The sequence below is a fragment of the Pseudolactococcus piscium genome, assembly GCF_002441695.1.
GTDB classification, from domain to species: Bacteria; Bacillota; Bacilli; order Lactobacillales; family Streptococcaceae; genus Pseudolactococcus; species Pseudolactococcus piscium.
On the sequence record NZ_JXJW01000005.1, the window covers coordinates 13,919 to 35,456 of the forward strand.

Here is a 21,538-nt window from a genome sequence, read left to right on the forward strand (position 1 = left end):
AAGTTGTTTATCCACTACGCTATCAGTCGGAAACACCTTGTTTTAAATAATCTGCTACGATTTCTCTCATGAATCTTGGAAACTGAATTTCTGCTGTTCCCGATGCTTTCAATATTGGAAAATAAGCAGCAAATAAATACTGATCAGGCACTAATATCCGATAATCCGCGTCATCAATAACTGGAGACCCCTGATACAAAATCTGGTCATTTTCATAGGTCATGCCTGATAAAATGATGTCTCCAAATACTTTTCCTCTAAAGCCCATGCCAACGATTTTTTGTGTTTTCAGGTAATTACCAACATCATATAGCTCAGCCATGATCGCCTTAAGCTCTGATCCACTCACTGTCCATTTTACCATGCGAATACTGTGGGGTAAGATGTCATGTAAGTCATCCAAGGTTAGGAGTTGTGGTATCGCATCAACAATCATCCCACTATTCATGATGACAGCTGGCACCTGATTTTCCGCAGCCAAAATAGCTGCAACAAAGTGTGATGCCTGGTAAGTCGGATAGTGGTTTGCATACCCATTTGGTAGACAAGCAACTTGATCCGCTTTTAATAGGTCATGCCCACGACTGGCCAATTCAGCTATCACTGCTTTATCTTCCGCTTTAGACGCCAAATGATGCTTATCTTCTGCAATAATCTCAGATTGAATACATTGGAACTGATCGTCAAACCGCAAGGTCACCTCACCCACATATTCGCCATAGCGGCCTGCAGCAGCTAGCATTGTCCCATCAATATATTTTCCAAATTCATAGACATGATGGGTATGGGCTCCCAAAATAAGATCTAGATTATCAAATGTTTGTGCTGCTAGTTCATCAAAACGCCAACCAAGATGGCTTAATAATATGGTGAAATCAGCTTCTGAATCTGCTAATTGCTTGGCTAACACAGCTTGTGGGTCTAAAATATCCCATCCCATGTCTGGATAAGCGAGTGGATAGGGTGCTGTCAACCCAAAAATATCGATGGTCATGCCAAAAGATGTCATAACCGTTTTTTTCTCAACAGCCCAGCTAGGTTGCAGGCCCTTGTCTTTGATGTTGGCCAGGATGATGGGGAAATTGGCTGAGGCATAAAGCACATCTAGCATTGACTTTTGCAGGCCCAATCCTTCATTGTTACCAATCGTTGCTGCTGTCAGCTGCAAGTCATTCATCAAAGCGATATTGCCCTTGCCAAGTGTTGCCTCTGTGAGCGGATGAGACCGATCGACATTATCGCCAATATCAAATCGTAAGACATCTGAAAAACCAACTGATTTTTCCTTAAAAAATCGCTTAATTTTTGGATAGTTTTCGAAATGAGAGTGTAAATCATTCAAATGTAAGATTTTTAGCACATTTTCTTGATTAATCATAGCTTCATTATAGCAAAAAAGGCGATCTTGTGTCGCCTTTTCAATCATTATCCGTTTATGATCATGCCAACTTATCATAAAATCAAGCTTTGGGACTATCTACCATGATATGAGGTTGTAATAGCATCTAAAATAGCAAGCATCTGACGTTTCTTAATCTTACCGAATATAAATGACATGACCGTATCATTTATATTTTGTATCATACCAAGTGACTGACTTGTTTCAGTAATAATGACATCTGTTATCTTGTCATCAAGCTTATGAAGTTCCCAACGTGTCTGAAAGATATTTTTATTTGTTGAGGTTGTAAAGGCGTAAACAGATGGTTCTACCACGTCATCAAATTTAATGCGACCTGATTGATGCTTACCGAAGGTCTTCTTATACTCGAAGCCAGTCAGGCTGGCAATTTTTGGTGTTCGACCAGTATGCTGATGGATATCATACAAGCTAGATGCCGAAATTTGGTCAAAGATGAACTGCCTTGGTACATCAAGTGTCTTTATGATTTTCACTATTTCTCTCCTTTTTTGCGCTAACCCTTACCATCATGATACCAAGTATACCTAAAACGATACTAAAAGCGACTAATCCCTTGTTATTTTGATAGGTGCTGACAAATATGAGTAAAGCGATACTCACCACACCCCATCCCCATTGTTGCATACTTTCTCCTTTATCAGATACGCGTTGTATCCTATCAGCCATTATGTGACAAGATTCATCCCATTTTTAAAACTACCATTGATTAAAAAAAACTTCCTTTTAACTTGTCAAAAGGAAGTTTAAGTCAGACTAAATTAGTCAGCATCTTTTGTCCCATTTGCTGCGATAACAAAAGGTGCCCAAATTGCAAGTGCTGCAATAAATGAAACTAACGTCACGATTGGTGCACGCCAGTCGTAGGCTGTTGCCATCAAACTCATCAGGAATGGTGGTACAACCCACGGTACTGTTGTCACAATTGGATCTACTAAATGCCAAGCAGTTGCTGCATACCCAATCGTTACACCTGCTAGTGGTGCAAGAATAAACGGAATGAAGAAGATTGGATTTAAGACGATTGGCAAACCAAACATAACAGGTTCATTAATGTTGAACACTGATGGGCCAATGCCGAGTTTAGCGACAACACGGTAATCTTCACGTTTAGACAGTGCAAGGATCATAATCAGGAGGGTGATTGTCCCACCGACACCGCCAAACCAGGCATAGCTATCAAATGAATTTCTTACCCACATGTAGGCATCACCATTACCAGCTTCGATCGCTTTCTTAACAGCTTTCATACCGCCAGCTTGATAGACGTTACTATTTTTAAGTAAGCCAACACCCCAAATACCTTCAAGTACTGGTGCCATAACATTTGACCCATGAAGGCCAAACAACCACATCAATGAGACTAAGAAGGTAACCAATAAGATAGCGCCTAGACTTTGACCGATGTTCATAAACGGCTCTGCAATGGTTTTTTGTACCCAGGTAATCATGACATCGCCATTTTTACCAAGTGTGATACTAAAGAGGTAATAGATAATCGCTGTTACATAGAGTGCAACAGCTGCAGGAATAATCGCTGTAAAGGCCTTAGCTACTGCTGGAGGAACAGTGTCAGGCATCTTGATTGTAATTTCTTTTAGCATCAATTTTGCATAGATAATCGTTGCTAGGGCACCCATGACCATGATGACAAAGTAGGCATTCCCATCTAGAAATCCGAGTTTAAGCCAACCCCAGCCACCTGCGCTTAATGTGCCATCAGCATAGGACATGCCACTGGTTGCAGTCGTGCCGTTAATCGCCTTAGCAGCTGCAGCCGATAATTTGACTGCTGTTGTTGATGAAAATGAGAACCCAACACCCTGAATAAGAGCTGCAAGTGAGACAATCCCACCAGCTAATTCGTTCACTTTATAGGCTTTTGCCAGGTTATACCCCCATGAAAAGGCAAAGATAATACCAACAATTGCAAGTGTACCATTCCAAACAAATCCATTGACACTAATAATTTCTTTAACAACTGGAACCGTACTGCCATCATAACCTGGGAAAAACTTGGCAGGTAAATCTCGAACAATGGCGTTAATCATTACTGCAATCGCACCCGCCATAGTTGCTGGCATCGTACCAATAAAGGCATCACGTAAGGCAACGAGGTGCTTTTGTGCGCCAATTTTTGCTGCTAGTGGGACGAAGTATCTCTCCATCCACGCTGTAATTGCATTCATAAAAATTCTCCTTTTTTCATTTAATCTGTCTTAATCTTTTTGAATTACCCGATAGAGCTCAATAATTTCTTTTGCTAAATCAACAAATGCAATTCCTGTCATCAAATGATCTTGGGCATGTACCATGTAGATCGAGACAGGTACATCTTCACCGTTAGCCGCCTTGGTTAGCAAGTCAGTTTGACCATGATGCGCTGCAACGATTGCTGAGCCCGCAGCTTTAATCCGTTCATCAGCGGTCTCAAAATCCCCTGCTTTCGCTGCCTGAATCGCTTCAATCGCTGAGGATTTTGCTTCCCCTCCGTACATAATCAGGGGCATGATAACTGCCATTTGTGCGTCGTCCATATGTCTCCTCTCAATCCTAAAACACCTGTGCATTGACTTAGTCAAGTTTAGCCTAACCCAAACAAGCCAGAATGCCTACATATCGGTATAGACCAAACTAATTAATGGTCTATACCAATAGCATATCATGTATCTAAAAAAAATGCAACCCCTTACATTAATAAAACTGTTAATTGCTTTATTTAAAAACCAAAGCACGATTGAACAGTTTAAAATGAATGACTAAAAATAAGGGATCAAAAAAAGCCTCAAATAATCTGAGACTTTGTTACTTTTCAAGTTAATCCCTTATGCTCTAAAAGCCATAAACACCATCCATACAGCTGTAAGGATAAAGATGGCTAAAAAAGCTAATTTTTTATTTCTGGAAATATTATGTGCTAGTAGCTTGGGTGAAAAAGGTGCCGCAAGTAAAATACCACCTAGTGCACCACCAATATGACCTGTAATCCCAACATCAGTTTGAAATAAATTGATCACTAAATTTGCTAAAATCAAAATGGCGAATTGTTTACCAACCACTTGAAAAGAGGGATTCTTTGTCAGATAACCCAGCATGGCCATGGCAGAAAAAATACCAAACAGTGAGGTTGACGCACCTGCCGCTAAACTATACGGTTCGAAAAAGAAGCTGGTAATATTGCCATAGATTCCTGAAAATAGGTAAATGGCGAAGAAGCGTTGACTACCAAATATGCCTTCAATTTGTCTACCAATAAAAATTAAGGTAAAGAAATTGAGTAGAAAATGTTCCCAGCCGATATGGACAAAAATAGGGGTCACTAATCGCCATAGATGCGTCGGATTATAAATAATGTCTGGACCAAACAAGGCACCAAAGCGGAATAAATTAATGGGTTTAACCGCTTGGGCACCATTCGCCAAAAACTGTGACAGCCAAACGCCTAGTGTAAGACCCGCTAAAATATAAGTTGCACGATATTTATTAAATTCATTTCGATAGCTATTTAAATTTTTCATATTACTTTCATTATACCTTAAATAGTCTTGAGATGGCAATATCAAACGGTTCTGGTTGGAAATCAGGTACGATTTGAAAGTCATAGACAAGGCTTACCGTGTCACCTTTAAAGTTAGCAAGATATCGGTCATAATAGCCACCACCAAAGCCAATGCGATAGCCCGCATTTGACCAAGCTAGGCCCGGAACGATGATTAAATCTGGGGTAACACTGATCGCATCCCGAGACTCTTGAACCCCAAAAGATGTCATGACCAGTTTATCTGGTTCATAATCGGTGAAAATCATCTGATAATTTGCTAGCGTTTTAGGAATGACAATCCGTTTGGTTTTATCCGTCAAAATGCTAGTCATATCAAATTCAAAGGCCATGGGTAGAAAAACAGCAATCACTTTTGCTTGTTTATAGCTATCTGATGCGAAAAATTGATCGAAAATCTGCCTTGTTTGCGCTTGTTTTTCAGCCAAATTAAAGTTTTTTAAGAAAAATTTCATCTTTTTTCGTATTTCTGCTTTCTTTTTCATATGTTTTATGATAACATAAAAGGGTAGTTTGTTCACGATTTAAAAAGTTTGGTTCATTTTGTTTCATCCTTTCTAAGCGGTTTCAGATTTACACAAAATTAAAATGCCCTCATGGGCGAAGGAGATTCAAAATGGCACAAGGTACAGTTAAATGGTTTAACGCTGAAAAAGGCTTCGGTTTCATCACTGGTCAAGACGGAAAAGATGTTTTCGTACATTTCTCAGCAATCCAAACAGACGGATTCAAAACTCTTGAAGAAGGTCAAGCAGTAAACTACGACGTTGAAGATGGCGCTCGTGGATTACAAGCTGTTAACGTTACTCGTTAATTCCTAGTTTCAAATATAAACCTAAGTACGTTCATTTGATTGTTCTTAGCTAAAAAACAAAGCAAACTTGTTAAGTCTGTTTTGTTTTTTTTGTTCAAATGACGTCTTTTTTTCCTAATATCGCCTGCCACGATCACTTTTTTTGTGTTAAACTATAGATATTCATCAAAGAAAACGATTTCATTTTCAATGTGTGTTGATTAACTGACATACGATCATAATGATATAGAAAGGATACCCTGGCTGTGGATAGCTGATTACGCTAGCTGATTCACAGTCACATTTATCATGATAGATTTAACAAAAGGAACACCTATCAAAGTCATTTTATTATTTACTTTCCCACTACTCTTAGGTAATTTATTTCAGCTTTTTTATAACTTTATTGATGCTATAATCGTAGGGCATACACTTGGGAAAGATGCCTTTGCAGCTGTTGGCGCGACAAGTGCCTTAAACTTTTTAGTGATGGGATTTGCGATTGGGATTACCAGTGGCTTTTCGATCATTATCTCACAACGATTTGGTGCCAACGATACTGAAGGCGTTAAAAAATCATTTATTATTGGCCTCTTCTTGACTTTAGTCACCTCCATTGGTCTAACCATCATAGCCTATCTGTTTTCATTTCCTTTGCTTCAATGGATGCAGACCCCCCAAGCCTTAATCTATGATGCGCATGACTTTTTGAAAGCTATTTTTGGTGGTCTGATTTTCACCGTCTTATTTAATTACCTATCAAACGTGCTGCGTGCCATAGGGGATTCTAAAACACCCTTAATCGCCCTGATCATCTCTACTATCCTTAATATTATTTTAGAGTTTGTCTTCATACTTGGCCTACACGCAGGTGTTTTCGGGGCTGGTATCGCAACGATTATCGCCCAAGCATTTTCTGTGATTTATCTGATCATCTTTATCAAGCTTAAAATGCCACTCTTACATGTTAAGAAGCGGCATTTAAGCTTAGATAAAGCAGAGATTAAAAAACACTCAGCCCTAGGCTATCCCATGGGATTCCAGTCTAGCATCATCGCCTTGGGCAGTTTAACCTTACAGATTGTCCTGAATAAATTGGGTACAGATGTCGTGGCCATGCAAGCCATCGGCCGACAAATCGATCAGCTTGCCATGCTACCGATGATTAGTCTAGGACTTGCCGTGACGACCTTTACCGCTCAAAACTTCGGTGCTAGACAGTATAAGCGCATGCTTGTTGGTCTCAAGCACTCGGTCATCATCAATGTCATCTGGGGGATTTTGTTTACGGTTATCCTCCTTATCTTTAACCAATTTTTCTCCGGATTATTTATCAGCGCCAAGGAAACAAACATTATTCACCTAGCCTTTGACTACTATCTAGTAAACGGGGCCTTCTATTGGCTTCTAGCCATCCTATTCGTGGTGCGCTCCTTTATCCAAGGCTATGGTAACAGCTTAGTTCCTACCTTAGCTGGTGTAGCTGAGCTCCTCATGCGTGCTGGGGTCTCTGTACTCAGTCTCGTCACAGTCGGCCTAATCGGCGTCCTATTCTCAAGCCCAGCCGCCTGGATAGGCAGTGTGATCATCCTTGTCCCAAGTTATTTTCAAATTACCAAGGACTTGAGAAAGAAAAGTGAAAAAGAACTACCCGTCATCTAGTTGTTGCAAAAAAACGATGCCGCCATTATGTCCGCCACCATAGATGATACATAACCAAAATAAGCCATTGTCCTTGACGACGATGGCTTATTTTTATTCATCACTGCTGCTCATATCGGGATCCCTAATTAAAAAGCGGGGATCAAGGTTTTGTTCAGAAAGACTTGCAGTCACAAGTTTTAAGTCTGGTTCATCAACTATCTCTCACTTGTTAACGACCTTAACCGGAATTGTAAACTCTTGATACTTGCCTGCACTATTTGTTACCGCCACGGTTATGGAATACGCTCCCGTAACTGCTGTATTGACCTGATTATCTTTCACCGTAACTAAAGGTATAGTCGTCGTGCCATCACCTAAAGTATCAGTAAACTGTAGATAGGTTAAGGGGTTGAAGTTTGTGCCTTGTGCAATTTCAATGTCTGCTGTTTGATTTTGGATGTTCCCAAACATACTGCGATATGGCGTAATCACCATATGCTGTACAGTTGCTTTTTTATCAGCACCTCCCTCAACATAAAAGCCAAGTTGATCTGTCTTTACAGTAGGCCCACCAAGGTTATCTGGTCGGTAATAAAAGACTTGAGTGATCGTTTTTTCACCATCATTAACAAAGACTTCTATTGAGGATTCATCAACTAATGCCGTCAATTTAAGTTTACCTGTATTTGGGATAAAGGTATTTGTGTGGTCCCGACCTGCGGCTAAACTATCTTTATCACCTGTTTGCAAACTATTGACATAAGCAAGTTGGGGGCCAAAATCATAGCCGACAAATAATTTACGATCAAATCCATCTGTTCCTCTGACATACATCCCTAAGGCAGTCGGTTTTGTTGCCTCATCCCAAGTAAATTCTGATTCAATCTTATACGTTGTTCCCTTATAATTGGTCACTAGTGCTGCGTTAGCATCATGCATATCCCCTGTTAAGACAGTTCCTTTATCTGGTGTCACTGTGCCCTTGTTTAAGGCTGGAATAACTGTTTTTTCTCCATTTGCTTGATCTAGTTCGGGGATTGGGGCTTGCATCAATTTATAGCCACCGTCGTATTTACTATCTGCAACTAATGTTAGCTCTCTAGGTATCGTCATGTGGCTATACCAAGGTGTCGTTTTCTGTAAATCAGTCCACTTCCAATTACTCTCCCAGCTCATCATGATACGTCTATCTCCAGTATTACCAAATGTCACGCCTGCATAAAAGTCCTCCCCATAATCTAACCAATTCGGCTTTGATAAAGTCTTTTCTGTCGCGGGTGTCCAGGTACCTTTGGCATTCATATCACCGATCATATATTGCATACCGGACCCCGAAGCGTAGGCATGATCTTGAACGCTCATCGTAAGCACCCATTTAGTCTCAGTACTATCTTTAACTGTCATCGGAATCAACTCTGGACATTCCCATACCCCAATACCACTATCATGTTGTCGTTGTATGGCAGAGGTGTAGGTCCAATCTATCAGGTTATCTGATTTAAAAATCAGTGCTTGTTGACCTGCTACGACAACCATCAGCCACTGGCCATGCGCTTGATCATAGACAACCTTTGGATCACGGAAGTCTTTGGCATCAATACCAGCCAAACTTGAAATAGCTGTGACTGGGATAATAGCTTTTGGAGACTTCTGATTAGCTAGCCCTGCCATATTATCTGCTACAGACTTTGCCCCATCAAATTGCTTAAATGTTTGTCCCCCATCCGTGCTATACGCAAGGTGTTGCTCTTGCACCTCACTCATACCAAACCATGATCCCATGCCGCCTTCACCTCCGTCATCCCAGCGTGTCGGCATTTGAAAACAACTCGTATAATAAGCAAGTAGTGTATTTTTCCCTAAACCACTCTTATTTTCCTTATCTAATACAGTTGAACCACTGAAAATATATTTCTTACCATTGCCACCATCCCAATCTGTACGAGGTTGACCTAAATAATGAACTTGTCCATTTTTACCCTCTTTTGTAAACTGACCTGTCGTATTTTTAAAGGTAAAATCCATGTCGGCTTGCTTATCAAGCATGGGGATTGCAACAGCTTGTTCTTGCCAGTTAATTAAATCATGACTTATGGCATGGCCCCAGGACATATCTCCCCAACTATTACCGTTGGGATTATATTGATAATACATGTGGTAGGTATTCGTCGTATCATCATAGACTAAGCCATTCGGATCATTCAACCAGTTCTTTGCAGCTGAATAGTGATATTGATTCCTAAATAATTCGTTGTATTGCCAACCGACTTGATTGGCAGAACTAGCTGCCTCAGCAGCAGCTGGTTTGACTAATGCAAGTCCTGTCCCAACCACAAGACCCGCCATTAATACCTTACATCCCTTACGCAATAAGTCTACTTTCATGCCATTCTCCTTTTTATAAAGCGCTTTCATTTTATGCTTATATAATAGACGCTAGCTGACCTAACGCCGATTACAGGTTTTAAAAATAGCGTTGCGACCATAGTAGTCAGCAACGCCATTAATAGCTATATAAGATTTGGATAGTCTCTTATCCTAATACGCCACCGGCATACCCTAGGATACCAACGGCAAAGATCACGATGATAATCAAGAGTGGATTCACACCTTTTTTGAGTAACCAAGCGACAAACAAGGTCAAGCCAAGTGCTAACATACCAGGCATGATACTGTCTAATACATTTTGAACGGATTGGATTTTCACTTTACCAGCAGCATCCTTCATTTTAGTTGCTTGTAAGACGATATTGATGTTTGTCCATTTGCTAATCAAAGCACCCATGACAAACAACCCAACGATTGAGGCACCTTCTGTCAATTTCTTGATCCGGCCGCCAGCCATGTCTTTGATAATTTCTAAGCCTTTTTCATAGCCATAGAAGAGACCGAAATATTTGACTGTCAGGCGTAAAGCATTAATCAAGAAGAAGAAGAGGAGCGGTCCTGCTAGTGATCCTGTCAAGGCTAGAGAAGCACCTAACGCTGCAAATACCGGACGTGCTGTCCCCCAGAAAATAGGATCCCCAACACCGGCCATCGGTCCCATCAAGCCAATTTTCATGGCTTGAATTGCTGAACCGTCGATATCTCTACCTTTTGACTTTTCTTCTTCCATGGCAGCTGTCACACCGAAAATCGGTGCTGTCAACCAAGGTTGTGTATTAAACCATTCCAAGTGACGCGCCAAGGCATCATCACGTTCTGGACCTGGTGGGTAGATTTTTTTCAAGGCTGGAATCATGACATAACAGAACCCTAGCGATTGTACACGTTCAAAGTTGAAAGACCCGAGTAGGAAATTTGAACGGAGAAACATACTTGTTAATTCTTTTTTAGTTAATAATTTTTCACTCATTTTATTTCCCCCTATGCGTCTAAGTCGTCATCGTCATCATCAAACACGACACCTGCTGGTGTGACAGCCGCTTGTGGTTGATTATTGTATTTTAATTGTAGGTAGATCAATGCTGCGATTAAGCCTAGAGCACCAAAGCCAACAAGGTTGAAGTTGGTAAAGGCTGCAAATAGGAAACCAGCGTACATGAACGGTTTCAAGTAAGGGACATCCATCATGTTAATCACCATGGCATACCCAACAACAACGATGATACCTCCACCGATTTGAAGACCTCTTGTGATGACTTCTGGAATAGAACTTAGGAAATGTTGTACAGCAGTTGCAGAGATTAAGCAAATAATCAAGGTTGGAATCATGACACGTAAGGCCTGCAAGCTCATGGCTAGCAAGTGGGCACGTTCAATCCCTTTGTAGTTACCTTTTTTGGCCATATCATCAGCTTTATGAATAAAAAATACAGTAATCGTTCTAACAAAAATTGTCAAAGCTTGACCAGCTGCCGCAAGGGGAACTGCAATCGCAATCCCTTGACCAATCCCTTGGTGTGAATTAATAACAAGAATAGTGGAGATAACTGAGGCAATTGCTGTATCAGGTGCCATAGCAAGCCCAACGTTCATCCAGCCCAAAGCCATCATCTCTAGTGTCCCACCGAGGATAATCCCAGTTGGAATATCTCCTAAAACAATCCCGACTAATGTACAGGCAACCAATGGGCGATGTGTTTGTGCTTCATCAACTACTGATCCAATACCAGTAATTGCCGCAACAATTAGTAATAATACAATTTGAATGACACTCATTTTTTTCCTCCTTCAAATGGAAAACATTGACAACTAGTGATGATCTCAGTCTTTCAAAGCACCCTCTAGAATGTCATTGAAGTCCTGTGATGTATCGCCTGGTAACTGACGCAACTCGTTTTTCAGTCCCAGTTCTTTTAATTTTCTAAAGGCTGCAATGTCTGCTTGCGTAACAGAAACAGATTTGGTAATTTGTTTGCGTTCAACATCAAAGCGCATGCCACCAACATTGACTTCTTTCAAATCCACACCACCTTCGACAAGTCGAACGATGTCTGCTGGATTCTCAAATAACAGCATGGCTGTCGTCGTTGCATATCTAGGTGACTTATAGGCACGAATCATCTTGTCTACTGACACTGCACTTGCCGCAACATTGGCTGGTGCAACGGATAAGACTAATGTCTTACGCATTTCATCTGCAGCAACTGAATCACTGACAATGATAATGCGGTCGATTGGGCGAAGTTTTACCCATTTTGTTAGGACTTGTCCATGGATAAAACGGTCATCAATTCTTGCTAGTTCAATTTTCATAATAAATCATCCTCTTCATCATCTATAGGGTCTGTGGTCTTAGCTGCGCTAATGACTTCCGAGAAGATTTTGAAACCTTCTTGGTTGATTAGTTTTAACTGTTGCTTAAGCGCATCTAAGTCACTGAATTCTTTAATTGCTGCGATTTCGAGTAGCATTGGCAAGTTAACACCTGTCACGACATCTGCACGTGGGTTATTGAACACCAGTTGCACTGCTGAGTTATAAGGTGTGCCGCCAAACACGTCTACTAAAAATAAAATGGGTTCGCCTGGAAACTGATCCATTACAGTTTGATACTTGTCTTGAAGTTGCGGAATCCCTTCACCTTTCAAAAACGGTACAGCGATAATTTTATCGTCATGACCAAAAATCATTTCAAAAGCATCTAGTAAGCCTGTTGACAATTGACCATGTCCACTGACAATAATTGCTGTCATACTTTTTTCTCCTCTTCTTTTTCTTTACACTTATATAAGAGCAAGAAGTGTGCCAAACAGTGTTTTTTAACAACATTATTTTTAAACCGCCAGTTTGTAAGGGGTTTCAGAAACAAAAAAAGAGGGAATCTTTCAAAAGAAACACTCTTTAAAACAGTTGACAAGCATTTAAAACACTTTTTTCACTTATGAAACACTTGTTGCCTCAGCAAGGATTTCACAGATAAAGAGTTTTTCTCCTTGAGATAAACGCAGGTTGAGGCCATCCTCCATCGTTAATAGTGTTTTTGATACGATCGGTAGCAAGGCAAGGGTGTCCTCACTTGCGATATCCTCATAGGCTAGGGCGTCTTCCTTAATCACACGCTCAAAGGCAAAGGCACTGTGAATGATCAATTTAATCAGCGTTGCATTCTGAAAATTCATCTGGCATTCCTGCTGAACTTGATCTGTCCATTTTAATAAGAAATCTAACATCAATCTCGGATTCAAATAGACAAGATGGGTCTCAAGCATATCTGCACATAAATCTCTGATCACATAGTTTTGGCTTTTATTGTCGACCTCACGCATCTCTCCCTTTGTTAAGATTTGGTTGAGCATATTCGTGCCACTACCTTCGATTAACTTTTCAAGTGAGATGTAGGGTGCTTCAATTTTCGGATTTTTGGTGCCAACACTTGCCAACACCTGATAGTTGGCTAAAATTTTGGGCATCTCTTCCTTGATTTTCAAAGCCGATAAGGTCAAGATACGAACATCCTCATCTGTCGTCCGCTCAACAATATCATTTAGCAAGGTCTCCACTTTCTTAGCAGTACCAGAACCCGTCATACAAATCGATACGATTGCTTTTGGCCGACCTTTAGAGGTCTTTTGCGCACGAACTGCTGCTAAAAAGTCGCGTTTAACTGAATCATAGACATTCATCAGCGTTCTATCCGTATAGGCTGCTTTTCGGACGGTATCTAAGACCATCACTGTCGTGACATTTTGGATAATTCTGACCTCTATGCCACTTGCTTTGACTAGTTTGGGCTCAATCATGGACAAGGATCCCATATCGACTAATAATAAGACACCTTTCCCCATATTCAACTTTTTAACCTTGTCGACAACTGCTTCGAACATCTCTTGAGGCGTCATAGCTAGTGACATATCAAGTGAGTCTATTTGGGCCACGCCTAACAATTCTGTGACGACGTTAACCATCGAGGTTGCTGTACTATTACCATGAGCAGCGACCAGAATACCTATTTTTTGATCCGTACTTTCTGTTTCCATATTGACAAGGAGCATGGCCAAATAAGCAACTTCTATATCCGGTAGACTATGATGGAAGGTGTTAAACACCTCGACTTTAAAACGTTCAGCCACTTGATAAGCCAACCCATGGTCTTTTTTAAAGTGGTCAATCTCCTGCTCAACTAATAAATTGACTTTTTCACCACGCGCAAAATAAGCATCGATATGCATGGCAAAAAAATAAACAAACCGTCTATCAAATTTGACGCCCATTTCTGCTTCAGCAATCCCCTTTAAGTCAGTAACAAAGTCGACAATCGATTTGTCAACAAAGTTTAGCAGATTTAGGGTACTATCATAATTTTTAACATACTTTTTCAGATATAACTGCAACTCATCAAGCATGGTCTGTTTGATCCGCATATGAGATAGTCCCTCATCTTCTAGGACGGCTATCTTTTTATCAAGCGCATCATAGATGTTATAATCCGTAGATGCCGCAGGTGCTACAGTTATCTTTTCAGGATGAATCACTGTCACGACATCAACATACTTTGAAATCGTCATGGCGCGCGCTAAATTTTCACGACTACTCATCCAGTCTTCCCGAATTTCCTCTGGCAGACTACGAATGTCGATATCTACTTCCTCAAAGCGATGAATACTTTTCAAAAAAGCTTGGGCACAGACGAGCTGAATCATTGATTTTAACTGACCGACATTCCCAGAAGTCGTCACATGCACAAGCGCATTAATCACATCGATCGAAATGCGGATTGTTTTCTTGATGCGCTTAGCTTCCTGACCAAATAAAAAGGTTGTCAATTCAACACGTTCCTCGATTGAGCGCTCGCTCAAGGAAGGAATTTGAATCGTCATCGGAATCCGTCTGACAAAAGTTTTTAGTAAGGCTGACTCTGGATTTTCCGTCGTCGCACAGATGATGAGGACTTTACTATGTCGTTTAACCCCACTCTCTCCCAATCGGTTAAATGTCCCATTATCTATAAAGTAAAAGAGCATCTCTTGGCCTTCTGGTGGGAGTCGATGTACCTCATCTAGTAGTAAAATACCACCATCTGCCTTTTCAACTAAGCCCTCACGATCACTTTCTGCCCCAGTAAATGCCCCTTTGGCATAGCCAAACAATTGACTCATCAGCAACTGCGGATTATTATAGTAGTCTGCACAGTTAAAACTCTTAAATGGGGCATCTTCTGCTAGTAATCCCTCATATTGGGAGTACTCATAGGTTTTTTCCGCAAAGAAAGTCTTACCTGTACCAGTCTGACCCAGTAAGAGCATGTGTAAGCCCGATGGTGGATAATAAACAGCCGCCTTAGCCTGGGAGATCACTTTTTTTAAGCTTGACTGATAGCCAATGATTTGATCAAACGGATTTTTTGAGTGTGCAAGTGTCACATCAGCATTGACTTCTGACTGATCCTGATCAGAACCGATGATGTCAGCTACTGTTTGAACCTCCGTTACATCGTGTAACGTTTTATCTAATAGTGCCTCCATACCTTCCTTAGGTAGAAAACGCACCGGATAGGTGGTCACCTTGATCACCCGTCCATCTCGCACTAATTTATTCAGTTCTAGGCTTGTATTAGCTCGACTAATTGCTAATGCCTTAGCTAGTTCAAGCGCAGGTGTACCTTGCATTTCCTCTAGATCATTTATCGTCTTATCAAACCATAGCTGACTTAAGGCTTGGTAGACACGGTCGATTCTGAGCATAACTCTCCTTTTATTCCAAGCATGATACTCCTATTATACATAAAATTCTAATTTTTATGAACTATCAATCAGGGATAGTGTATAATGAAATAATAAGACCAAATAGAAAGATCGTTACATATGATAGTCAAACCCACTAACCAGTTAACCCAGCAGCAAGCACAAGCCCAAATCCAGAAACTTGCTATGACCCAAAAGATGCAGCAATCACTTCGTGTCTTACAGTTCAACTCGACTGATTTAGTTGATTTTTTGCGTGAGCAAGCACTGGATAATCCACTCATCACGATTAAGTTGTCAGCTGATCATGCTGATGGCTCAAGCCTATCAACCCATGCCAATCAGCTATCCGAAGATAAGCATCAAGCCTTTTTAGCACAATTACCTGCTGAAAAAACCTCTTTATTTGATCACTTGATAGAGCAAATTCATTTAAACTACCGAGATACTTTTTTACGTACCCTCCTGCTCTATTTAGTGGGTTACATCGATGCGAATGGCTATCTGACAATTTCACTCGAGACTGCTGCTAGTCAAGCGGGCGCAACAGAGGTTGAGATGCTTGATGCCCTCACACTGTTACAGCAGTTAGAACCTGCTGGCATCGGCGCTAGAACTTTACAGGAATGTCTCATGTTACAGACAGAGCGTGATAACCATGCACCTGATATTGCCTATCTACTGCTTGAAGAAAGCTTTGACCAACTCGTCAATCACCAATGGGATCCCATCAGTCAGCGTTACCAGATCAGTTTAAGTGATATACAAGTTATTTTTGACTATATCCAGAGTTTAACGCCTCGACCGGGCACTGCCTATAGCCTCCCCTTGGCCCAGTTCATCAAACCTGATTTAGAGGTAACCCTGATAGATGGTAAGCTGACCCTTGGGTCAACCAGAGACTGGCAACCGCAAGTTAATTTTCAACAAAAATACTATGACCGCTACAAACAAGTAGCCGATACCGAATTACAAGACTATTTAACCGCACGTAAAGCCGAGTTTGACTGGCTAAAAGAAACCGTTGCAAAACGTGGGGATACCATCCTGCGTGTGGGAACTGAGATTCTGCATCGACAAGCCGACTTTTTTTATCAACAGACGCACCCTCTGACGCCGATGACCTTAAAAGAGATTGCAACAGCCTTGGGTTTACACGAATCGACAATCAGTCGAGCAGTCAACCAAAAATATATGAGAACGCCATTCGGCATTTATGAGCTGAAATCATTTTTCACCCAAGGTATCTCACAGCATCAGGCAGATGGCGATAGTAACCCGATCTCAAACCAAGCAGTAAAAATGAAACTACAAGCCATTATTGAAACTGAAAATAAGCAGCAACCACTCTCTGATCAAAAAATCGTGGACTTGCTCGCTAAATCAGAGGTTAGTATTTCACGTCGCACAGTCGTCAAATACAGAGACAGCTTAGGTATCCCATCATCTAGTAAAAGAAAACGGTATTGAAAAAAGCAGGCGCTTGATTAGCCTGCTTTTGTCTTGATAAAATTTGAAATCTGTTTGACACCAAATGCTAGTGCCGCTTCATCTGGTGACATCTTAGGATGATGCAAGGCATAAGGCGTATCTATGCCTAACCAGAACATGACCCCTGGGATTTTAGATAGCAGATAGCCAAAGTCTTCTCCTGTCATAGCAGGCGCGATATCAATCAAGTTAACACCTTCTGCTTGATCAAAGAAGGTCATCAGCTCCTCAGCTAAGGCAGGATTATTTTCAACTGGCAGATAGCCACCTTGTCTGAGATCAATCTCAACAGCCAAATCAAAACTAGTGGCAATTCCTTGCGCAATCTCACGAATCCGTTTTTGTGTCAGGTCATTCATTTCCTGAGTCAAGGTGCGAATCGTCCCGTGTAGATAGGCAGTTTCAGAAATGACATTATTAGTCGTCCCAGCATGCATACTACCAAAGGTGACAACAGCACCCTCTATCGGGTCAACATTTCGACTGACGATTGTCTGAACTTGGGTGATAAAATAACTTGCCGCGACCAAGGCATCATTAGCATGGTGTGGAAAAGCTGCATGACCACCAGTGCCCTTAAAGGAGACCTTAACTTCACAGGTACCTGCAAATAGGGTCGAGGTATTTGTCGCGATGTCACCAACTTTTAGATCCGGTCGAACATGCAGGCCGTAAAATTCATCCGGTCGAAAGGCACCATCGAGCATACCTGCCTCATACATTAGCATACCACCTGCTTCATTTTCCTCAGCAGGCTGAAATAGAAAGATTAGATTTTGCTTGGGTTGCGTGACTAACAGCTGCTCTAAGACGCCTAGCGCCAAGGTCATGTGCATATCATGGCCACAGGCATGCATGCGACCCTCATGACGTGACTTGAAATCTAGACCAGTATCTTCGATAATCGGTAGGCCGTCAATATCTGTCCGCCAGCCGATCGTTTTCTCTGGTGCAGTACCCGTTAACTTGACGACAATGCCTGTTTGCCAGGTTTTGATGGAAACAAACGATTTTCCTTTAGTTAACTCGGCTATTTTTGCCATAAGATAGGCATGCGTTTCAAACTCTTCTAACCCGATTTCTGGAATTTGATGTAAGTCTCTGCGCGTCGCGATTAAATCAAGCATGGCTGTCTCCTTATATGATGTTCTGATAGCGAAAAAGGCAAAGTTTCTTTTGCCTTTTCCTGCGAATGAAACCGACTAACTAACAGCTAGCCAACTTCTCTATTTCAGTTATAAGCTGCGTGGCTTAAAGCGTACGAAGTGCTTCTTCAAGGGCAGTTTTTTGTTTTGTTCTATCGTCTATTGCTTTGATGATACGTGCTGGCACACCAGCTACTACGACATTTTCAGGTACGTCTTGTGTCACGATGGCACCAGCTGCAACAACTGATCCATTCCCAACTTGAACACCCTCAATCACGACAGCATTGGCACCGACTAAGACGTCATTACCGATACGTACTGGTTCCGCACTTGCAGGCTCGATAACGCCAGCTAGAACAGCACCCGCACCAATATGTGAGTTTGTACCAACTGTCGCACGACCACCTAAAATAGCCCCCATATCAATCATCGTACCCGCACCGATTTCAGCACCGATATTAATCACAGCGCCCATCATGATCACCGCATTATCACCGATCGTCACTTGATCTCGGATGACAGCTCCTGGTTCAATACGTGCATTAATGTCTCGTTTATCCAGTAAAGGAACAGCTGAGTTACGGCCGTCTTGTTCGACAACGTAATCTTGATTTTCTGTCAACTTACTGAGTAGTGGGGCAATAACAGCCCAGTCACCAAAAAGGACATTGCCGAGTTGGATAACTGATTGTGGAATAGCGGCTGCCAACTCACCTGAAAAAGTCACTTTAACAGTCGTTTTTTTCTCAGCATTAGCGATAAATTGAATAATTTCCTGTGCGCTCATCGTATTAGACATATAGTCTCCTCTAGTTAATCGTATTCCAGCCAATCAAGATCGCCATGACAGCAATCAAGCTGATAAGTAATAGTGTATCATAGATTTGCCATTTCAGGACACGATATTTACTGCGACCGTCACCACCTTGATAACCACGACTTTCCATGGCAACAGCTAAATCATCTGCCCGTCTGAAACTAGAGACAAAAAGCGGAATCAAAATCGGAATAACCGATTTGACTTTTTGCACTAAGTTACCTTCACCGAAATCCATACCACGCGATTTTTGGGCATTCATAATCATGGTCGTATCATCCATCAAAGTCGGGATGAACCGAAGAGAAATAGATAACATCAAACCGATCTCATGAACAGGTACCTTAATTTTTTTTAAGGGTGCTAGACCCGTTTCTATCCCGTCAGCTAAGGTTAATGGCGGTGTTGTCAAAGTCAATAAAGTCGACATAAAGATAATCAAGACAAACCGCATAAAAATGAAAAAGGCATTTTGCAAGGAATAAGTTGTGATTTTTAAAATCCAGATTTGAAAGAGAACTTCTCCTCCTGTCGTAAATAACATCTGAAAGACGACCGTAAATAAAATCAAGCCTAGCATCGGCCGCAACCCCTTAAGAAAATAAGAGAGTTTAATCCGACTCATCAGAACACCCAGTAGACTGAACAAGGCCAAAATGCCGTAACCCACGACATCGTGTGCCAAAAAGATGATAAAGACAAAGGCAAACATGGCCACTAGCTTACTGCGAGGGTCCATGCGATGAATCACCGAATCTCCTGGGATATAACGCCCAATAATCAATTTATCCATGAGCCGCAGCCTCCGTTAGTAAGTGAACTAGCTCAGTCCGCGTGATAGGCAACTGTTCAAAGTGCTGTCCACGGGCTTGTAAAAGCATGGCAAACTGTGTTGCTTTCGGCACACCTAATTGGTGTGCTGTCATAAAGTTAACATCTTGAAACAGCTCACGTGGTTGACCAGATTTGATGATACGACCTTTTTCTAAGACGTACATCATGTCGGCATAGTCAGCCACATCATCCATGAGATGCGTGACTAAAATCAACGTAACCCCTGACGCATGAATGCTATCAAACAAGCGCATCATGTTAATTCTAGACTTGGGATCTAGCCCTGCTGTTGGCTCATCTAGGACCAGTACGCTCGGATTCATAGCGAGAATACCTGCAATGGCAACACGTCGCATCTGACCGCCAGATAATTCAAATGGCGAGCGATCAAATAAGTCATCAGAAATCCCAACTAAGCGTAATTTTTCACGCGCAGTCGCCTCAGCATCAGCCTTAGACACACCAAAATTTTGTGGCCCAAAGGCAACATCTTTAAGCACTGTTTCATCAAATAACTGGGTTTCGGGAAATTGAAACACAACCCCGACTTTTTTCCGAACAGGTTTGACTTCTTTGCCCTTGCTGGTTGATTTGATGATGGTATCATCGACCGTAACAGTACCAGAGGTCGGTAATAATAAAGCATTCAGCTGTTGCAGCAAGGTCGATTTTCCAGAGCCAGTATGCCCAACAAGTGCAGTAAAACTCCCGTCGATAATATCTAGGTCAATGTCAAACAAGGCCCGACTTTCGAAAGGAGTGTTAGGCTGATAGGTATAGGTTACTTTGTCAAAATTGATTGGCATAAAAAGTCAGCTAACTCGCTTTCTGTAAAATATGTTTCGGGAATATCTAGGCCAGCTTGTCGTAAATCATTTGCGACATTCGCGGAAAATGGCACATCAAGACCAATTTCTACCAAATTATTGTTAAGAAAAAGTTGACTGGGCTCCGCAATCTGTTCTATCTGACCATCTTTCATCACGATAATCTTATCAGATAGACTGGCTTCATCCAAATCATGTGTAATCGAGATTACCGTCAAGTTAAACTGCTCCTTGATTTCTCGCACAACATCTACAATCGCTAATCTTCCTTTGGGATCTAGCATCGACGTCGCTTCATCTAGGATGATGATATCTGGTCGTAAGGCAACGATACCTGCAATAGCAACACGCTGCTTTTGACCACCAGACAAGCGTGCCGGCTCCTTCGTTTTAAACTCAGACATATCAACTCGCGCTAAGGCAGCCTCAACACGTGACAACATCTCAACACGGGGGACACCCTGATTTTCCATACCAAAAGCAACATCATCTTCAACTGTTGAGCCGACAAACTGATTATCTGGATTTTGGAAAACCATGCCGATTTTTTGGCGGAGTTCCCACACATTTTCTTCTGTCAATTGCTTGCCATCTATGATGATTTGACCAGACGATGCGGCCATCAAGCCATCAATCAAACGTGCTGTGGTTGACTTACCAGAACCATTACGCCCGATAATCGACACCCACTCCCCACGCAAGATATCAAAAGAGACGTCATTTACCGCGTAAATGTCGCTTTCTCCATCATATTTATAGCTTAAATTTTTTATTTCCAGAATTTTCTGCATGACCATATTATACCACAACGTCGCTAAAAGTCTCAATAGACAGGACTGGACCTTATCGTTGATTTTTTTTGGCACCACTTACCAC

Annotated in this window: 21 protein-coding genes; 3 read left to right on the top strand and 18 right to left on the bottom strand. The window is 41.5% G+C overall.

Annotated elements, in window-relative coordinates; genetic code table 11:
- Positions 1 to 22: 22 nt before the first annotated feature.
- The 7 genes from RU86_RS03380 to RU86_RS03405 all read right to left on the bottom strand — a co-directional run bounded on the left by RU86_RS03380 (position 23) and on the right by RU86_RS03405 (position 5,464).
- Entirely contained in the window at positions 23 to 1,378 is a 1,356-nt protein-coding gene (locus tag RU86_RS03380) for a bifunctional metallophosphatase/5'-nucleotidase (protein ID WP_096814146.1), read from the bottom strand.
- Between the two features lie 95 nt (positions 1,379 to 1,473).
- Complete coding sequence (locus RU86_RS03385) at positions 1,474 to 1,896, bottom strand: DUF3284 domain-containing protein (protein ID WP_096814064.1); 423 nt, start codon at positions 1,894 to 1,896, stop codon at positions 1,474 to 1,476.
- Positions 1,874 to 2,047 (bottom strand): hypothetical protein, encoded by a 174-nt coding sequence (locus tag RU86_RS11900; RefSeq protein WP_179296187.1) that lies wholly within the window; start codon positions 2,045 to 2,047, stop codon positions 1,874 to 1,876. The genes RU86_RS03385 and RU86_RS11900 overlap by 23 nt, the downstream gene beginning before the upstream one ends.
- 134 nt (positions 2,048 to 2,181) lie before the next feature.
- Entirely contained in the window at positions 2,182 to 3,609 is a 1,428-nt protein-coding gene (locus tag RU86_RS03390; RefSeq protein ID WP_096814065.1) for a PTS sugar transporter subunit IIC, read from the bottom strand.
- A gap of 30 nt (positions 3,610 to 3,639) precedes the next feature.
- Entirely contained in the window at positions 3,640 to 3,957 is a 318-nt protein-coding gene (locus RU86_RS03395; protein ID WP_096814066.1) for a PTS lactose/cellobiose transporter subunit IIA, read from the bottom strand.
- 288 nt (positions 3,958 to 4,245) lie between these two features.
- Positions 4,246 to 4,938 (bottom strand): rhomboid family intramembrane serine protease, encoded by a 693-nt coding sequence (locus RU86_RS03400; protein ID WP_096814067.1) that lies wholly within the window; start codon positions 4,936 to 4,938, stop codon positions 4,246 to 4,248.
- 10 nt (positions 4,939 to 4,948) lie between these two features.
- On the bottom strand, positions 4,949 to 5,464 hold the full coding sequence (locus tag RU86_RS03405; protein ID WP_096814147.1) for a 5-formyltetrahydrofolate cyclo-ligase: 516 nt from the start codon (positions 5,462 to 5,464) through the stop codon (positions 4,949 to 4,951).
- Positions 5,465 to 5,595: 131 nt separating this feature from the next.
- On the opposite strand from RU86_RS03405, the gene RU86_RS03410 reads away from it, so the two are divergent.
- Both RU86_RS03410 and RU86_RS03415 read left to right on the top strand, forming a co-directional pair.
- Positions 5,596 to 5,793 (top strand): cold-shock protein, encoded by a 198-nt coding sequence (locus tag RU86_RS03410; protein ID WP_047914682.1) that lies wholly within the window; start codon positions 5,596 to 5,598, stop codon positions 5,791 to 5,793.
- 288 nt (positions 5,794 to 6,081) lie between these two features.
- Positions 6,082 to 7,434 (top strand): MATE family efflux transporter, encoded by a 1,353-nt coding sequence (locus tag RU86_RS03415; RefSeq protein ID WP_096814068.1) that lies wholly within the window; start codon positions 6,082 to 6,084, stop codon positions 7,432 to 7,434.
- 204 nt (positions 7,435 to 7,638) lie between these two features.
- On the opposite strand, the gene RU86_RS03420 is transcribed toward RU86_RS03415, so the two are convergent.
- The 6 genes from RU86_RS03420 to RU86_RS03445 all read right to left on the bottom strand — a co-directional run bounded on the left by RU86_RS03420 (position 7,639) and on the right by RU86_RS03445 (position 15,545).
- Complete coding sequence (locus RU86_RS03420) at positions 7,639 to 9,801, bottom strand: glycoside hydrolase family 32 protein (protein WP_179296188.1); 2,163 nt, start codon at positions 9,799 to 9,801, stop codon at positions 7,639 to 7,641.
- 148 nt (positions 9,802 to 9,949) lie between these two features.
- Complete coding sequence (locus tag RU86_RS03425) at positions 9,950 to 10,774, bottom strand: mannose/fructose/sorbose PTS transporter subunit IID (RefSeq protein WP_047914677.1); 825 nt, start codon at positions 10,772 to 10,774, stop codon at positions 9,950 to 9,952.
- Between the two features lie 11 nt (positions 10,775 to 10,785).
- The gene (locus RU86_RS03430; protein ID WP_096814070.1) at positions 10,786 to 11,580 is read right to left on the bottom strand and encodes a PTS mannose/fructose/sorbose transporter subunit IIC; all 795 of its coding nucleotides are present in this window, start codon (positions 11,578 to 11,580) and stop codon (positions 10,786 to 10,788) included.
- A gap of 45 nt (positions 11,581 to 11,625) precedes the next feature.
- A complete protein-coding gene (locus RU86_RS03435; protein WP_096814071.1) occupies positions 11,626 to 12,117 on the bottom strand; it encodes a PTS sugar transporter subunit IIB in 492 nt (163 codons plus the stop codon).
- The gene (locus RU86_RS03440; RefSeq protein ID WP_096814072.1) at positions 12,114 to 12,557 is read right to left on the bottom strand and encodes a mannose/fructose/sorbose PTS transporter subunit IIA; all 444 of its coding nucleotides are present in this window, start codon (positions 12,555 to 12,557) and stop codon (positions 12,114 to 12,116) included. Before RU86_RS03440 ends, RU86_RS03435 begins: the two co-directional genes overlap by 4 nt.
- Positions 12,558 to 12,743: 186 nt before the next feature.
- Positions 12,744 to 15,545: a sigma-54-dependent transcriptional regulator gene (locus RU86_RS03445; protein WP_096814073.1), complete on the bottom strand. Its 2,802-nt coding sequence runs from the start codon at positions 15,543 to 15,545 to the stop codon at positions 12,744 to 12,746.
- Positions 15,546 to 15,665: 120 nt separating this feature from the next.
- Here RU86_RS03445 and rpoN point away from each other — a divergent pair, with 120 nt between their 5' ends.
- Entirely contained in the window at positions 15,666 to 17,015 is a 1,350-nt protein-coding gene (gene rpoN, locus RU86_RS03450; protein ID WP_096814074.1) for an RNA polymerase factor sigma-54, read from the top strand.
- Between the two features lie 17 nt (positions 17,016 to 17,032).
- On the opposite strand, the gene RU86_RS03455 is transcribed toward rpoN, so the two are convergent.
- From RU86_RS03455 to RU86_RS03475, 5 genes are all read right to left on the bottom strand, one after another.
- The gene (locus RU86_RS03455) at positions 17,033 to 18,163 is read right to left on the bottom strand and encodes an N-acetyldiaminopimelate deacetylase (RefSeq protein ID WP_096814075.1); all 1,131 of its coding nucleotides are present in this window, start codon (positions 18,161 to 18,163) and stop codon (positions 17,033 to 17,035) included.
- A gap of 124 nt (positions 18,164 to 18,287) precedes the next feature.
- Positions 18,288 to 18,971, bottom strand: coding sequence for a 2,3,4,5-tetrahydropyridine-2,6-dicarboxylate N-acetyltransferase (dapD, locus tag RU86_RS03460; protein WP_179296192.1), 684 nt, complete (start codon positions 18,969 to 18,971; stop codon positions 18,288 to 18,290).
- A gap of 22 nt (positions 18,972 to 18,993) precedes the next feature.
- Positions 18,994 to 19,794, bottom strand: a complete 801-nt coding sequence (locus tag RU86_RS03465; RefSeq protein ID WP_096814076.1) for an energy-coupling factor transporter transmembrane component T family protein — start codon at positions 19,792 to 19,794, stop codon at positions 18,994 to 18,996.
- A complete protein-coding gene (locus RU86_RS03470; RefSeq protein ID WP_096814077.1) occupies positions 19,787 to 20,641 on the bottom strand; it encodes an energy-coupling factor transporter ATPase in 855 nt (284 codons plus the stop codon). Before RU86_RS03470 ends, RU86_RS03465 begins: the two co-directional genes overlap by 8 nt.
- On the bottom strand, positions 20,617 to 21,453 hold the full coding sequence (locus tag RU86_RS03475; RefSeq protein WP_096814148.1) for an energy-coupling factor ABC transporter ATP-binding protein: 837 nt from the start codon (positions 21,451 to 21,453) through the stop codon (positions 20,617 to 20,619). The genes RU86_RS03470 and RU86_RS03475 overlap by 25 nt, the downstream gene beginning before the upstream one ends.
- Positions 21,454 to 21,538: the final 85 nt, after the last annotated feature.